This window comes from Actinospica sp., from assembly GCF_035552695.1.
Classification (GTDB): domain Bacteria; phylum Actinomycetota; class Actinomycetes; order Streptomycetales; family Catenulisporaceae; genus Actinospica.
The window spans coordinates 1-2,084 of the sequence record NZ_DASZKT010000270.1; the positions used below are offsets into that span (position 1 = coordinate 1).

Annotated in this window: 3 protein-coding genes; 1 reads left to right on the plus strand and 2 read right to left on the minus strand. The window is 70.1% G+C overall.

What is annotated here, in order from left to right:
- Positions 1–1,127, minus strand: a 1,127-nt coding sequence (locus VG296_RS30680) for an NADH:flavin oxidoreductase/NADH oxidase family protein (RefSeq protein WP_325571998.1), incomplete at its 3' end; no start/stop codon positions are given.
- 88 nt (positions 1,128–1,215) lie between these two features.
- On the opposite strand from VG296_RS30680, the gene VG296_RS30685 reads away from it, so the two are divergent.
- Positions 1,216–1,812, plus strand: coding sequence for a TetR/AcrR family transcriptional regulator (locus VG296_RS30685; RefSeq protein WP_325571999.1), 597 nt, complete (start codon positions 1,216–1,218; stop codon positions 1,810–1,812).
- Between the two features lie 2 nt (positions 1,813–1,814).
- On the opposite strand, the gene VG296_RS30690 is transcribed toward VG296_RS30685, so the two are convergent.
- The coding region (locus VG296_RS30690; RefSeq protein ID WP_325572000.1) for a DUF1801 domain-containing protein at positions 1,815–2,084 on the minus strand (270 nt) is incomplete at its 5' end.

Below are 2,084 nucleotides of genomic sequence, written 5' to 3' on the forward strand. Positions count from 1 at the left end.
CCGCGCGTGATGCGGCGCATCTGGTGGCGGACAAGCGCCATGCTCGCGGCCGACGCGAGCGTCTTGTCCGACCATGTGACCGGCTTCAGCCGCTCGGTCGACTCCAGGCCGCTGCGCCAGCGATCGGGGAGGTCGGGCGTGACCGCGATCGCGGTGGCCATGCCGACCAGCTCAACCCCGCTGGCCAACACCTGCTCAGCCGTCTCGCGGCGGGTGATCCCGCCCGTCAGCATCAGCGGAAGCGGGCTGGTCTTGGCGAGCTCGGCGGCGAGCTCCAGGAAGTACGCCTCGCGTGCCGTCGTGCGCGTGTCCGTCGGGCGGCCGGCCATCGCGGGGCTCTCGTAGCTGCCGCCGGAGAGCTCGACGAGGTCGACCCCGAGCGGCTCGAGCATGGCGATCACCCTGGCCGCGTCATCGGCCCCAAATCCGCCGCGTTGAAAGTCCGCCGAGTTCAGCTTGACGGCAACCGCGAACGACGGGGACACGACCCTGCGGACGGCGCGGACGACACCGAGCAGCAGCCGCGCCCGGTTCTCCAGCGGTCCGCCCCACCCGTCGCTGCGCTTGTTCACCAGCGGCGAGAGGAACTGCGAGAGGAGATAGCCGTGCGCGGCGTGCACCTCGACGCCGTCGAACCCGGCGCGCTCGGCCAGGCCGGCGCTCGTCGCGAACCGCTCGACGGTCGCGTGGATCTGGGACTCGGTCATCGCGACGGGCCGGCCGAACCGCTTGCTGTGACGCCCGAGCTCGACCGCGACCGCCGATGGCGCCCAGACCACCCCCGGCATCGCCGCCTGCACCTGCCGGCCGGGGTGGCTGATCTGCATCCACACCGCGGCGCCGCCGGCCTTGGCGGCCTGCGCCCAGCGCGTGAACGGCTCCAGCGGCGCCCGTTCGTCGAGCACGACCCCGCCGGGGCCCGTCAGTGCCTCGGCATGCACCATCACGTTCCCGGTGATCAGAAGTCCCGCGCCACCGGCACCCCACCGGCGGTACAGCGACACCAGCCGCTCATCCGGAAGCTGCGAGCTGCCCGCCATCCCTTCCTCCATCGCCGCCTTCGCGATCCGGTTTTCCAGCGTGCCGCCGGATCGCAGTACCAACTCGGAGAACAGCCTGGTCGACATTGAAAAGCTCCCGCCTCAAACGCGATAGAATGTTTACGGTGCTCACATTACCAACATGAAGTGAACGCCGTCAACATCTACGTGATCGATGTCACCCAAGCCGACCTACCACCACGGAGATCTGCCCGCTGCGCTCGTTCGCGCGGCGATCGAGCTGCTGCAGGAAAGCGGCGAGACCGAACTCTCGCTGCGCGCCGTCGCGCGCCGCGCCGGCGTGTCGCCGGCCGCCCCCTACCGGCACTACGCCGACCGCGAAGCGCTGGTCTCAGCGGTCGCGGCCGTCGGCTACCGCGAGCTGGCCGAACGGCTGGTGGCGGCGCACCCGTCGCCGTCGACCCCCGAGCAGCTCGTCGGCGTCGCGATCGCCTACGTGCAGTTCGCGCTGCAGCGACCCGCCCTGTTCCGGATCATGTTCGCGGAACCCTGCGACCGCGACAACGACGAACGCGTCGCGGCCACCGCGGCGCTGGCCCAGTACGTCCGCGCGATCGTCGAGCGAACCTTCCCGCACGCCGACCCCGACGCGCTCGCGACCGCGGTCTGGGCCCTCGTCCACGGGCTCGCCTTCTTGTACCTGGACGGGAAACTCGACGCCTCCACTCCGTCGGTCGTGGCCGAACGGATCGCCGCCGCGATTCAGGCGCTGCTGGCCGCGACCACGATCGACCCAGGAGGGGCGGGCTGAGTTCAGCCCCGGTTCACGCTCACGGCGGCCCGGATGAGGGCCACAAACGCCGGCTCATCGACTTCGTCGTGCTCGTGGAAGTCGATGGCGCGCCGGGTGTTGCCGTCGAGGCTTGAGTTGAACAGCCCCGAAGGGTCCTCCACCGAGGCTCCCTTGAAGAACGTGAGCTTCACAACGCTCTTGTAGGTCTCGCCGGTGCAGATGATGCCGTGGTCAGACCACACCGGGACGCCGGGATTCGTGGCCTTTTTCCACTTCCACTCCTCCACCAC